This is a genomic window from Enterococcus italicus (genome assembly GCF_023743875.1).
Lineage (GTDB): Bacteria > Bacillota > Bacilli > Lactobacillales > Enterococcaceae > Enterococcus_G > Enterococcus_G italicus.
The window spans coordinates 1,759,198-1,772,615 of sequence record NZ_JAMRVB010000001.1; the positions used below are offsets into that span (position 1 = coordinate 1,759,198).

General features: G+C 36.5%; 12 protein-coding genes. 11 read left to right on the top strand and 1 reads right to left on the bottom strand.

The genetic code is table 11. The features are described 5' to 3' along the window. Positions 1–48: 48 nt before the first annotated feature. From nrdE to NE257_RS08730, 11 genes are all read left to right on the top strand, one after another. The gene (nrdE, locus tag NE257_RS08680; protein ID WP_251886222.1) at positions 49–2,205 is read left to right on the top strand and encodes a class 1b ribonucleoside-diphosphate reductase subunit alpha; all 2,157 of its coding nucleotides are present in this window, start codon (positions 49–51) and stop codon (positions 2,203–2,205) included. A gap of 9 nt (positions 2,206–2,214) precedes the next feature. Beyond that, complete coding sequence (locus NE257_RS08685) at positions 2,215–3,168, top strand: ribonucleotide-diphosphate reductase subunit beta (protein ID WP_251886223.1); 954 nt, start codon at positions 2,215–2,217, stop codon at positions 3,166–3,168. A gap of 79 nt (positions 3,169–3,247) precedes the next feature. Beyond that, positions 3,248–4,198: a class 1b ribonucleoside-diphosphate reductase subunit beta gene (gene nrdF / locus NE257_RS08690; RefSeq protein ID WP_251886224.1), complete on the top strand. Its 951-nt coding sequence runs from the start codon at positions 3,248–3,250 to the stop codon at positions 4,196–4,198. Between the two features lie 29 nt (positions 4,199–4,227). Continuing rightward, positions 4,228–4,440 (top strand): acyl-CoA dehydrogenase family protein, encoded by a 213-nt coding sequence (locus NE257_RS08695; RefSeq protein WP_251886225.1) that lies wholly within the window; start codon positions 4,228–4,230, stop codon positions 4,438–4,440. A gap of 15 nt (positions 4,441–4,455) precedes the next feature. Continuing rightward, a complete protein-coding gene (locus NE257_RS08700) occupies positions 4,456–4,806 on the top strand; it encodes an acyl-CoA dehydrogenase family protein (RefSeq protein ID WP_251886226.1) in 351 nt (116 codons plus the stop codon). Positions 4,807–5,132: 326 nt separating this feature from the next. Continuing rightward, the gene (gene mnmA, locus NE257_RS08705; protein ID WP_040366125.1) at positions 5,133–6,254 is read left to right on the top strand and encodes a tRNA 2-thiouridine(34) synthase MnmA; all 1,122 of its coding nucleotides are present in this window, start codon (positions 5,133–5,135) and stop codon (positions 6,252–6,254) included. A 239-nt stretch (positions 6,255–6,493) separates the two neighbouring features. Further along, complete coding sequence (locus NE257_RS08710) at positions 6,494–6,856, top strand: DUF1033 family protein (protein WP_251886227.1); 363 nt, start codon at positions 6,494–6,496, stop codon at positions 6,854–6,856. Then, entirely contained in the window at positions 6,804–8,885 is a 2,082-nt protein-coding gene (locus NE257_RS08715) for a DNA topoisomerase 3 (RefSeq protein ID WP_251886228.1), read from the top strand. Before NE257_RS08710 ends, NE257_RS08715 begins: the two co-directional genes overlap by 53 nt. A gap of 396 nt (positions 8,886–9,281) precedes the next feature. Continuing rightward, a complete protein-coding gene (locus NE257_RS08720) occupies positions 9,282–10,307 on the top strand; it encodes a succinylglutamate desuccinylase/aspartoacylase domain-containing protein (RefSeq protein WP_251886229.1) in 1,026 nt (341 codons plus the stop codon). Positions 10,308–10,318: 11 nt separating this feature from the next. Continuing rightward, positions 10,319–11,134 (top strand): transporter substrate-binding domain-containing protein, encoded by an 816-nt coding sequence (locus NE257_RS08725; protein WP_251886230.1) that lies wholly within the window; start codon positions 10,319–10,321, stop codon positions 11,132–11,134. A 318-nt stretch (positions 11,135–11,452) separates the two neighbouring features. Then, entirely contained in the window at positions 11,453–11,533 is an 81-nt protein-coding gene (locus NE257_RS08730; RefSeq protein ID WP_081457055.1) for a CAT RNA binding domain-containing protein, read from the top strand. Positions 11,534–12,215: 682 nt separating this feature from the next. Here the strand turns inward: NE257_RS08730 and NE257_RS08735 are convergent. Continuing rightward, positions 12,216–13,325, bottom strand: a complete 1,110-nt coding sequence (locus NE257_RS08735) for an ABC transporter ATP-binding protein (protein WP_251886231.1) — start codon at positions 13,323–13,325, stop codon at positions 12,216–12,218. Between the last annotated feature and the right edge of the window lie 93 nt (positions 13,326–13,418).

Consider the following 13,418-nt stretch of genomic DNA (forward strand, 5'->3'; position numbering starts at 1 on the left):
AGGAATTATGTTAGTGGGAACCACCCGTTAATATAAGGAAAATAAAAAATGACACAAGATTATTTTGTTCTTAATAACATGTTAAATGTCCCAGTGGATGGACAGATTCCGCTTCACTACGACAAAGAAGCTTTAGAAGAGTATTTAAATACTGAAATCAAAGAAAAGCTGATGACTTTTGATAGTTTAGAGGAAAAACTCGAGTTTCTAATTACACATAATTATATTGAAGAAAGTTTACTAGATTTATATGGTGATGATAGTAGGGTGTTTGTAAAAGAACTCTTTGACTTTGCCTACAACTATGGTTTTAAATTTAAGAGCTTTATGGCCGCCTATAAATTTTATAATCAATATGCAATGAAAACGAATGATTTAAAATTTTATCTGGAAGATTTTGAAGATCGTGTTGTTTTTAACGCACTTTACCTTGGAAATGGTGATAAAGATCTAGCTTTTAAACTACTGGAAGAGTTGATTTCACAACGTTATCAACCAGCAACACCAACCTTTTTAAATGCAGGAAAAAAGAGGCGGGGAGAAATGGTTTCGTGTTTTCTTATCGATGTTGATGATTCCATGTTATCTATCGGACGAAATCTTAATTCGGCACTACAACTTTCTAGAATTGGAGGAGGTGTAGGGGTTAATCTCTCTAATCTACGCGCAATGGGCGCTCCTATTAAAGAAATTGCAAATGCTTCTTCAGGGGTTCTGCCAGTTATGAAGTTGCTAGAAGATTCTTTTTCTTATAGTAACCAACTTGGCCAACGTAACGGAGCTGGCGTTGTCTATCTTAATGTTTTTCATCAAGATATTCTTAATTTTCTGTCAACAAAGAAGGAGAATGCGGATGAAAAGATTCGTGTGAAAACCTTATCACTAGGTCTGATAGTACCGGATAAATACTATGAGTTATTGAAATCGAATCAGCCGATGTATCTCTTTAATCCTTATCATGTTGAACGCGTGTATGGTGTTCCCTTCTCTTATGTTGATTTAACGAAAGAGTATGACAATATGGTGGTGAATGATGCCATTGAAAAGACCGTAATCAATGCTCGTGAATTGGAACAGGAAATTTCACGATTACAACAAGAATCGGGTTACCCGTATATTGTAAATATTGACACTGCTAATCGTACGAATCCAGTAAAGGGAAAAATAATTATGAGTAATCTTTGCTCAGAGATTCTTCAACCTCAGGAACCATCTAAGTTAAATGAGGATTTAAGTTATAAACAAGTGGGTACGGATATTTCTTGTAATCTTGGTTCTATGAATATGGTAAATCTTATGAAGTCAAGTGAGTTTGGAAAGTCTATTGAATACGCAGTACGAGCTCTTACAACCGTTACAGATCAAGTTAATATTAAAGAAGTACCCACGGTTTCAAAAGGAAATGCCTTATACCATACGATTGGGTTGGGTGCAATGGGACTGCATACGGTTTTAGCATTGAATGGCCTTGATTATGAGTCTGAAGAGGCGTTAGAATTTGTGGATGCGTTCTTTTTAGCTATGAATTATTACACTTTAAAAGCAAGTCATCAAATTGCTGTAGAGAAATCAGAAGCCTTTCATGATTTCGAATCTTCTCGTTATGCTGATGGGACTTACTTCGATAAATATTTGGAGAAAGACTTCAAATTTCAATTTGATAATGTAAGTGAAGTTTTCAAGCAAATTTCATTACCTACTGTTAGTGATTGGCAACAACTAAAAGAAGATATTATGCGTGATGGTCTTTATCATCGTAACAGATTGGCTGTTGCCCCAAACGGCTCTATTTCATATATTAATGAAACAAGTGCGTCACTTCACCCGATTACTCAGCTGATAGAAAATCGTCAGGAGAAGAAAGTGGGATCCATCTTCTATCCTGCTCCATATCTCTCAAATGAAACGCTTCGTTATTACAAAACAGCCTATAACATGGATCAACGAAAAATTATTGATGTTTACGCAAAGGCGCAACAACACATTGATCAGGGGATGAGTTTAACACTCTTTATGCGGTCAGTTTTACCAGAAGGAGTTTATGAATGGAAAAGTCCTGGGAATTCCCAATTAACGACTCGTGATTTAAACCGTCTTCGTAATTACGCTTGGACAAAAGGGATTAAATCACTTTACTATGTACGAACTTACACTGAGGACGATGAGTTTAGCAGTGTCAATAATTGTGAATCTTGTATGATTTGAGGGGATAATATGTCAAATAATTATTTATATTATAAAGCAATTAACTGGAACGTCATTGAAGATGAGTTGGATAACGCTGTATGGGAAAGGGCAACTTCTCTTTTTTGGTTAGATACACGTATTCCAATTGAAGATGATCGAGAAAAATGGGAGAAATTAAGCTTACAAGAGAGAGAGCAGCTTAATCGCTTATTGCTTCTTTTAGCGAATCTTTCCACCTATCAATCTATTGAATCAGTGGAGGTTATTCGGAACAGTGAACGGACACAACAAGAAGTTGCTATTTTGAATAATCTTCAGTTCACAGAAATGGTTAATACAAAAGCTTATAATCGAATTCTACGTGTCTTTAATAAGGAGATTACTCTTCAGGAAAAGCTTGATTGGATTGATAATGATCCCCTTGTGAGAAAATATCTAGAAAAAATCGATACTATCTATCAAGGAACTAACCCAATGAAAAAGCGTTTTATGGCAGTATGTGTAGAAGGACTTTTAAACTATGCTTATCTGTCATATCTTTTCGAATTATGGATTGAAAAAGGTTTCGTTAACCTTGGCAGTATGGTGGGAATGATTGTTAGAAACGAATCGTTACATTGTTACTATCTCAATCATAAAATTAGACTTTTGTTAAAGGAAGCTAGCCTTGAACAGGCTGAGGAGTTTAAAAACTGGGGAGTTTCTATCGTTGATTATTTTGTAGAATTGGCGATTCGTTTAATTAATGATTTTTATAACTTAGAAAGCAGTAAAAGGGTGGCGATTAATTTAGTAAAGCAAGAAGCAAATCATATTCTTACTGGGATAGGGCTTAATAAAGCTTATCAAATTGACGAGAAAAAATTAGTAACTATAAATAAGTATTTGAATGAGTTACGAAAACATGATTTGTCTAACCGTAGCGATAAGAATACTGTGAATACAGAAGAATCAATGAATGAGTCTGATTATGATTTTTAGATAGATATATCGTTGATTTTAAATAGTGATGTTTAATTAACTTGTAACAATAAAAAATAAAGTAATGAAAGGAACGACTATGTTACACAAAACAATGAATTGGCAACTTGTTGAAGATGAACTCGATGAATATGTTTGGGATAAAGCAACTGCTCAGTTTTGGTTAGACACAAGAGTGCCTGTTTCTAATGACTTATTGGATTGGAAGAACCTTTCTGATATGGAAAAAAAGGTGGTAAAAAAAGCGGTAGGAGGACTCGCTTTACTAGATACATTACAATCAGAAGAAGGCTTATATGCACTAAAGAAAAATGCTAGAACTCAAAAAGAAAAAGCTGTACTGAGTGACTTCACTTTTATGGAATCCATTCATGCTAAAACTTATGGGACGATTTTGATTTCCCTTAATACCTTTAAAGAGATTGAGGATATTTATAACTGGATGAATAATGATCCGAGAATGCAGTTTAAAGCTAAAAAAATTAATGAAGTCTATCAAAATGGAACCCCTATGCAGGTCAAAGTAGCTAGTGTTTTTTTAGAAGGAGTTTTATATTACAGTAATTTTTTTATTCCATTATGGTATCGTGGTCAAAATAAATTAGCAAATCTAGCCGAGCTTATTAAGCTGGTTATTCGTGATGAATCAGTTCACGGAACTTATCTTGGATATAAATTCCGACAAGATTTTGAAGAATTAACATCGGAAGAAAAAGAAGAGTTTACAAACTGGATGTACACATTTTTAAATGAACTCCTTAAAAATGAATTTGCATATACTGAAGAAGTGTATTCTGAGATTGGATTGGTAGAAGATATTAAGACATTTGTCAAATATAATGCGAATAAATCTCTTCAAAATATGGGATTTGGTATTTACTTTGAAGATGCTCTAGTAAATGATGTAAATCCAATTGTTATGAATGGAATTTCCATTGAAACTGCTAACCATGATTTCTTTTCTCAAGTAGGAGCAGGTTATTTAATGGGTGAAGCAGAGGAAATGTCCGAAGATGACTATGAATTCTAAGAGGTTAAGAGATTAGAGTGGGAGAACATATGTTAAAAAATATTACTGATCTAAACGAAGAATTAATATTAGAGACTGTAGAAAAATTTTCTGATGTAGAGATTGCTCCTTATTGGTCTTCTATTGATCGGACAGGAGACCTTCCAAACGGGCTTTTTGATAAAATGGTTAATCTCGGTTTACTGTCGCTTACAGTCCTAGAAGAATATGGAGGGGTGGGTGCTAACACTGATGTAGCGTAAAAAGTTATATATGAATTGTCTAAAAGAAGTGCCTCAGTTGGATGTATTTTAGAAGGTCATTATAAAACGGTAGATCAATTAATGAAGTACGCCTTTTCTGACTTAAAAGAGAAATATTTACCTCAAGCGAATGAATGTAAATTTGGCTTTTCGTCAACTGAACCCTCAGTCGTAACTAATATCCATACAATTCGAACAGCAGCCACATTGGAAAAAGAACATTGGGTTCTAAATGGAAGTAAAACGATATTGATTGATGCTCAACGAAATCGATTCACGTTGAAGGAGCTTCTGCAACAACTCAAGTTATCTTTAGGAGGACTAAGTCCTCTTCAGTATCGAAAGAAACAAGGATTTATTTGTTAAAAAAGGTTCAGAAAAACATCCGCATCCCCTAAATAACAGATGGACAAACTATGCACCTTATAAAATTTATCAAAATAAGTATTGCCATTCCAAGGATAAAGAAATTGATTGAAGTAGCGAATCTCACAAAGGTATATTAACGGCATTAATCTATATTATTTGCCTATGTCAAACAGGGTAGACAACAGCGATTCTTTTTGTAGCAAAAAAAATGAAACACAAAGACATGAAAAAAATAGCAATCTCTAGTATAATAGCTTGGACTGAAAAGTTGCGACCTTCAAATCGTAGATGTTTCAGAATCAATTGAAATGATGGTGATAGAAATGAAAGACAACAGCAACACAAGAGTCGTTGTTGGGATGAGCGGCGGAGTCGATTCATCGGTAACAGCACTTCTCTTAAAAGAACAAGGATATGATGTCATTGGAATCTTCATGAAAAATTGGGATGATACGGATGAAAATGGTGTTTGTACAGCGACCGAGGATTACAAAGATGTAGCCAAAGTTGCCGATCAAATCGGCATACCTTATTATTCGGTAAACTTTGAAAAAGAATATTGGGATCGAGTATTTGAATATTTCTTAGCGGAATATCGTGCCGGCCGCACACCAAATCCAGACGTCATGTGTAACAAAGAAATTAAATTTAAAGCCTTTCTTGATTATGCGCTAGATTTAGGAGCAGACTATGTGGCTACTGGTCATTATGCCCAAGTGGTTCGCGATGAAGATGGTTTGACGCATATGTTGCGTGGGGTTGATAACAATAAAGACCAAACATATTTCTTAAGTCAATTGTCACAAGAACAACTAGCAAAAACAATGTTTCCGCTTGGTGGCATGGAAAAAAGTGAAGTACGCGCCATAGCACAAAGAGCGAATCTTGCTACTGCGAAGAAAAAAGATTCAACAGGTGTTTGCTTTATTGGCGAAAAAAACTTTAAACAATTTTTGAGCCACTATTTACCTGCGCAAAAAGGCAATATGGTTACGCTAGATGGTGAGGTCAAAGGGCAACATGATGGCTTGATGTATTATACGATTGGTCAACGTCAAGGATTAGGTATCGGTGGCGGTGGTAAGACGCAAGAGCCTTGGTTTGTCGTGGGAAAAGATTTGGCAACGAATACGCTATACGTCGGGCAAGGATTTCATCATCCGGCTTTATACGCGGATCATTTGGATGCCAGTGACATTCATTTCACCAATCAAAGCGGTCAACCAGAAGAATTCAAATGTACTGCTAAGTTCCGTTATCGCCAACAAGATGTACCGGTCACGGTCCGTCTGTTAGCAGACAATCGAGCAGAAGTCTATTTTGACGAACCAGTCCGAGCAATTACGCCAGGCCAAGCCGTCGTTTTTTATGATGGCATGGAGTGCTTAGGTGGTGGCTTAATCGATCGGGCGTTCCAAGAAAACAAAGTGTTACAGTACGTCTAAACTTACAAAAAGAGCTACAGGAAAGGGGCAAATGAGTAGCCCTTTTCCTTCTTTTTTTGCGGATTTTCTTTGATCAGCGGCTTAAATTTTGGAAGATGTGCTATAGTAGAAAAGGAAAAAATAAAAAATGCATGGACCTTCACAAGCTAACTTCTTGAAAGTTCTACTAAAAGTCAATACTATAACTAATAGTAGAAACGAAATGTAAAGACTTGAAAGATAAGCGAGGATGGAAAAACATGTATCAGGTAATCACAATGTATGGTGACAATGAGCCATGGTGGTTTTTTGAAGAGTGGCGCAACGATATTGATAAAGAATACGCATTTCGTTCACTAGAGGAAGCTGAAGCCTGTTATCAAAAACAATGGGCGAAATTAAGAGAACATTACACACACATCTATGCACGCCCTAATTATTTGAGTGCTTTTTGGAATGAAGGCGAAGAACGCTGGTGTGAAGAATGCGACGATGATTTGCAGCAATACAAAGGATTGGCCCTTTTAAAAGATTATCAACCTGTCACTGTAGAAAGCAGGAAGGAACTATATGAAGCAACTAATTCTAGCCGAAAAACCAAGCGTTGCCAAAGATCTCTCTAGAGTACTGGGCGCGACGCAAAAACAAAAGAACTATTACGAAGGCCCAACTGTCATTGTGACGTGGGCCCTTGGTCATTTATTGGGCTTAAAAATGCCTGAAGACCTCAATAAGGAATGGCAGACATGGCAATTGGAAACACTGCCGATGATTCCCAAAAAAATTGGTATCCAACCACTACCCAAGACTGGTCATCACCTGAAAGCCATTAAACAACTGGCCCAACGCAAAGATGTCAAAGAACTAATTATTGCCACGGATGCTGGACGTGAAGGAGAATTAGTCGCTCGTTGGATTATTGAGTGGATTCGCTTTGATAAACCAATCAAACGACTTTGGATTTCTTCACAGACGGACAAAGCCATCAAAGAAGGATTTCAAAAATTAAAGCCGGCTCAAGAATACAATCATTTGTATCAGTCTGCCCTTGCACGAGCACAAGCGGACTGGTTGGTTGGGTTGAATGTGACGCGGGCACTAACGGTGAAATACAAAGATAATCTAAGTGCTGGACGAGTACAGACCCCGACCTTGGCACTAGTCAGAAAACAAGAGCAGTCCATTGAAACATTCAGAGCGCAAACCTATTATCAAATCGAACTTGCAGTAGGAAAATCACGAGCAACAATGGCGCAAAAAAATCCTTATGAATGGCAAGAAGCTAGCCAAGCACAAGATATGATGAAACAGCTGCAATCCCAGCCAGGGAAAGTCACAAGTATCAATGAAAAAACACAAAAACAAGCTGCCCCATTGCCTTATGACTTAACGGAATTGCAACAAGAAGCCAATGCACGCTTTGGGTATTCAGCAAAAAAAACATTGAGTCTGGTACAGAGCTTGTATGAAATACACAAAATCGTCAGCTACCCACGGACTGATAGCAAGTATTTACCAAATGATTTAAAACAGACGATGAATGAGCGCTTAGCAGCTGTCGCGACGTTTTCACCTGAAGTAAAATTGTATATCAAAAATGGAGCAAACGTTATTCAGACCAACGTCTTTAATGATGGCAAAGTGACGGATCATCATGGATTGGTGCCGACAGAGGAACGGGCACGCTACGAAAAATTGAGTAATGACGAGCAAAAAATTTATCAATTAATTGTGCAACGCTTCTTAGGGTTATTTGCGCAACCGCATATCACGAAGCAACAAACGACAGTGGTCTCATTTGGCGCTGCTCAGTTTACTTTCCAACAAAAGCAAGTCATTCAAAGTGGCTGGAAGCCAGCGACAACGGAAGTACCAACTACGGAAAGTTGGTCAATGAACCAAAGCATCGCACCAAACTTCCAACTAAAAAAAGGTCTAACCACACCGCCAAAACCATTGACTGAAGGAACGTTACTAGGGAAAATGGAAAAATTCCACCTTGGCACACCAGCGACACGGGCCGAAATTATTGAAAAACTAATTAAAAGTGAGCTAATGGAGCGTTCGGGCAATAGCTTGGCCGTCACGCCTAAAGGCAAGCAACTGCTAACCTTAGTCAATCCTGATTTGGTTACGCCGATTTTGACACAAAAATGGGAAGAAGAGCTTGAAGCAATCGCAGCAGGGACGTATCCGTTCCAAACGTTTGTGACACAAATCGAGCAAGATACGCGTGACTTGGTGAAAGAAATCAAGCAAAGTGAAGCGACGTACCAAGACTTTGCGCTAACGCAAAAAAAATGTCCCGAATGTGGCGAATTGTTGCGTGAAAAGAATACCCGCGATGGCAAAGTCTACGTCTGTACCAACAACTCGTGTAGCTATCGCCGTCGCAAAGATCCTAAAGTGTCTAATCATCGCTGCCCTCAATGCCATCGCAAAATGGAAATCATTGATGGGAAAAATGGTGCCTTTTTCCGTTGTAAATATGATGGCACTACAGAAAAAATGCTTGGAACAAAAGAACGGAAGAAAAAAATGACCAAGCATGAAGAACGTCAGCTTGTAAAAAAATATAGTCAAGCCGATGAAGAAGTCGAAAGTCCACTTGCTGCAGCACTAAAAGCCGCACTGGGCCAGTCTGAAGAATAAATGGACTAATATGCACAGTAAAAAAACCGCCAAAAGATTCTTTTTGGTGGTTTTTTAAGATGATTTTTTGCGCATTAGCATCGCTTTAACGAATTTTATTTTTTGATTCCTTCAGCAATTAATTGTTGAAGTTTTTTTTCCGTTAATACGGTAAGTGCGATCATTTTTTAGATATATTGATGCTCGTGCAGCCACTTGAATGTATGGATAAGGTGGCGATAGCTTTCAGTTAAGAGGTGCAAAACGGGTATATCATATATTAAAAGTTGTAATGAAAAGCATCAGTGATAATTAATTTAGAACAAATTAATTTAAAGTAACACTGCAAATGAACTCGATTTAGAAAAAAAATCTCGTTCGCGATAGTTTATTTTTATTATTAATGAAAGAGTACAAATGGTAAAATTTTTGAAATTAGAAGAAGAGGTGATTATTATTAAATTAAATATATCGAACTTTCCTAAAGGGGAGATAACACAAGATAAACTTGTGATTGGTCAAAGAGCAGATGGTTCTGATATTGCAATTATTTATCATATTATTAAAGGTATAGAAAATGGACCAACAGTATGGCTTAATGGTGCAGTACATGGAGATGAGTTAAATGGACCATACGCGCTGTTAAAACTTTTAAAAAACGTAGATCCAAAAAAAATATCAGGAACCATTATAATAACTCCTATTTCTAATGTTTTGGCGTTTAATGGAAGACAAAAAAATACTCCTAGAGATCTTCTAGATTTGGACCAACAATTTCCAGGAAATGCTAAGGGAACAATTTCGCAAAGAATTTCCTTTGAGTTATTTGAAACATTTGGCGAACCAGCTTCAGTAATAATTGACTGTCATACCGTGGGTAGTCTTTATGAAGGGAAACCATATACTGTTGTAAAAAAAATTAATGATGAATTAGAAGAGTATTATCAAAAGGCACGACATTTGGCTTATGTGTTTGGTGGAGAATATCATTGTTCTTTGGATTTTTCCAAAAATTTAAATGAAATTCCAGGGAATACATCCGGATTCTTAGACGTTCAAGCTCAATTAAATAAAAAAATATCATTTATGGTTGAACTGGGACAAGGAGGTATATTGGATTCGGATGATGTAAGATTTTCCTATGATGGTTTTATAAGAATTTTAAATGAATTGTCAATTATCAACACATCACAAAATAGTCACCCATTTTCCAATCGTATAATTAATCGTCGATATTATTTGTACTCTGATGTAGCTGGATTGTTAACATACACTGTACATGCAGGACAAGTAGTAAATAAAGGTGAACTAATTGCAGAGATTACAAGTATTAATGGAGAAGTGAAACAATATTTTGCAGAGAAGAATATTCATATTATCATAAGTAGGAGAAATGCGGTTGTTGAAACAGGTGATAGATTATTTTTTCTTGGGGAAGAGTGAGGTAAGGGTCAATGATGAAAAAAGGCTATATATTAAGCGGGATTTTTATAGGAGTCATAATATTTTTGGTCGGGTGTTCTAGTAATAAAAGTGACTCTAGTATTAGCAGTACTAATGAAACTACTTCCAGTACCAAAGTGTTAAAGGCGACTACATCAGGTCTACACTATCCTTGGAATTATAAGGATGATAAAGGAAAGCTGACTGGCTATGATGTAGAAGTAACAGAAGCGATTGCAGAAAAATTAGGATACGTGGTAAAATGGACGACCACAGATTTTACAAGTCAGATGGCACAACTAGAATCTGGAAGAACAGATGTAGTGGCAGAACATGTAGCAATTACAGATAAGAGAAAACTTACATATGAGTTTACAGAACCATATGCATATCCAGATATTGAATTAATGGAAACTAGCGACAACAATTATCAATCGCTGTCAGATTTAAAAGGGAAAAAAGTTGCGGTAGCATTAGGGTCATTTTATGAGGATTATATTCGTGAAAATAATCCTGACGATGAAATAGAAGTAGTAACATATGAAGATACAAGCGGAATTCCAAATGACTTAGCTTACGGTAGAGTGGATGCATATTTAAATGACAAAATTAGTGGTGAAGAGAAAATAGAACAATCTGGTTTAGATTTAAAGATGTCAGGTATAAGTATTTTTAAAGCACAGTTTGCTTATCCATTTGCTAAAACTGATGAAGGAACAGCATTAAAGAATAAATTTGATACAATTTTAAAGGAACTGGAGAAGGATGGTACATTAACTAAATTGTCTGATAAGTATTTTAAAGAAGATATTTCAACTCTAGAATAATAGTTATAATTATTTAGTATGTATCTTCGAATAAGAAATAAATAGTAAAAGGAAACATACTCTACGGCAGGAAGAGCTATCATATCTTAAGAAATCTTCCTTGCCTAGAGTATTTTTTGATAAAAAAGAACAGTTGAAATACCCAATACAAAAATATTCTGAAAAGGCTTACGCTATAAATAAGGATATGCTATTGTGTATTCAGATATCAGGATTGTTAGTGTTCGACAGGCAAAACCGGGATTATTCCATTGAAGTAGTGTAGGAGATGATTCTAGGTTTTTTTTTATTTTCATTAGATAAGAGAAAGCAGTTATCATGATTATTGGGAAAGTGTTAAATAATAATGTCGTTTTTTCAACTAATGAAAAAGGAGAAGAAATTATTTATATGGGCTGAGGACTAGCATTGCAAAAGAAAGCTGGCGATACCATTGATTCGACCAAAACGATGAGAAGATTTAGTAGGGAAACGAAAGAACCAGCATATCTAATATGCTGGTTCTTTCGTTATGTTTGTGGTACTTGTGATTCAAGACATAGGCTTGCAATTGCTAAGATCATCAAGGGTAACATGATTTGCATGTAAATACCATCTGCTAGCCAATCACTTAAGGATCCGTAAATCACCCAAGAAAATGTGAGGAAAGCTAAGCGAAGACTGGAAAAGGAAAATGTAAAACAATATTTTAGTACAAAAATTGTGTTAAAGCCATAGCATATCATCCAAAACATAGATTCCATGGCTGGTGTCGTATTGTGGGCTGCTAGCAATACTAAATACAGCACTAAGGCAGCGATAAGAAATAGAAAATGATAATAATAATGTCGTGTTTGTCTTAAGCAATTCACTTCAGACACATCCTTTCGAACGGAAGTATAGCAACTCCCTTATCCCATTTCAATAGATGTGATAAAACTGAAAGGGAACTGTTCGTTTGTTGGTCTTTTATGTAAGAAAAAACCACCAAAAACGGGCAAGTTTTTGGTGGTTTTCATTAGGGGGTACAAATAAGGAAAAATATATAAGTAGTTGAGAAGTGAAAAGGGGCAAACTCTTCACTTCCCAAGAACTAACAAAATTAATGTAAGGTAATTACTTCTTCTGTTTGTTTGTCAAAGAAGTGTGCTTTATTGATGTTGAAAGCTAATTCAATCGTTTCACCAGGATTATGGAAATCACGAGCATCCACTTTCGAAATGAATTCGGTATTTCCTACACGTGTGTAAAGCATTGTTTCAGCTCCTAATAATTCAGATACGACAACTTCTGCTTTAACAGTAGCTTCTGGTGAGGTCTGAAGAACGACTTCTTCACTGTGAATGTCTTCAGGACGGATACCAAAGATAATTTCTTTTCCTTCGTAGCCTTTTTCTACTAGGACTTTGTTACGACCTTCAGGAATGCGTAAGCTTAAGCCAAGTCCATCTGAAATCACGCCGTTGTTTAGGACAACATTGAAGAAGTTCATCGCAGGTGATCCGATAAAGCCAGCTACAAAGACGTTATTCGGTGTGTTGTATACTTCTTTTGGTGAACCAATTTGTTGGATGATACCGTCTTTCATGATAACGATTCGGTCAGCCATGGTCATCGCTTCTGTTTGGTCATGGGTAACATAAATTGTAGTAGTAGCTAGACGACGGTGCAATTTTGCAATTTCCGCACGCATCGCTACCCGTAATTTTGCATCTAAGTTTGATAATGGTTCATCCATTAAGAAAACTTTGGCATCACGAACGATTGCTCGACCAAGTGCCACCCGTTGACGTTGTCCACCAGATAATGCTGCTGGCTTGCGGTCAAGATATTCAGTCAAGCCTAAAATTTCCGCTGCATTTTCAACCCGTGATTTAATATCAGCTTTGTCGTATTTACGTAGTTTTAAACCAAATGCCATATTGTCATAGACAGACATATGTGGGTACAACGCGTAGTTTTGGAAAACCATGGCGATGTCGCGATCTTTCGGTGCTACATCATTCATGACTTTATCGCCAATGTATAATTCACCTTCTGAGATATCTTCTAAACCAGCAATCATCCGAAGTGTAGTCGATTTCCCACAGCCAGAAGGTCCGACAAAGACGATGAATTCACGATCAGCAATATTTAAGTTAAAGTCTGTAACTGAATAGTTCTCAGCGTTATCATATTTTTTATACACGTGCTTTAAAGCCATTTCTACCATTACAATTCCTTCTTTCTTTGAACTTATCTTATACATTTACTATAATGAAAACGTTTTATACAAACAATGGAAACGTGCACAAAAAAAGACAGC